Source organism: Dryocola clanedunensis, from assembly GCF_038405435.1.
In the GTDB taxonomy this organism is placed as follows: Bacteria; Pseudomonadota; Gammaproteobacteria; order Enterobacterales; family Enterobacteriaceae; genus Dryocola; species Dryocola clanedunensis_A.
In genome coordinates this window covers 1-511 of record NZ_JBBYHZ010000248.1, presented here as the reverse complement: position 1 = coordinate 511, position 511 = coordinate 1, and the positions used below count along the sequence as shown (strand labels likewise).

Below are 511 nucleotides of genomic sequence, written 5' to 3'. Positions count from 1 at the left end.
CGAGCGCATACGCCTTTCCTGTTCTACAAGAGGGGGTACGGCAACGGCCCAGTGCTTCTACGCAGACCGGCGTCAGTACTTTTACCGCCGTGCCGTGATGGGGGGGTAAACGTACGTGATGCCCATCCTAAATTTTGAGGTAGATGCGCCGCGCGTCCAGCGCCCACACCACGCCCCACCACACCGCCACGAAGCCGAGCGCACACAGCAGCGAGGCCAGTGCGGGGGCCGTCGGCAGCAGCGTCGATAGGGCTTGATACAGCCATCCCCACGCGCCGCTGGCCATCAGCAGCAGCGCCATCGCTGACGAGCCGAGGTAGGCGGCAATGGCGTTGACGCCAAAGCGTCGGCCCAGCGCCGGCGCACCCCAGCGATCCACCAGCAGGTGGGCCAGCAGCAAGGCCGCCACCGACATCCCGCCCGTCCACAGCACGAAACTGGGGGTCCACAGCTGCTTGTTGAGGGGCAGCCACAACGCGGCCACGCCGCCCAGGAGCAGGCATGCAGTTGC

1 pseudogene is annotated in these 511 nt (G+C 66.7%); it reads right to left on the bottom strand.

The window, feature by feature from the left end:
- Positions 1-127: 127 nt before the first annotated feature.
- Positions 128-511, bottom strand: a pseudogene (locus AAE045_RS24480) (transmembrane glucosamine N-acetyltransferase NagX); the annotation flags it as partial.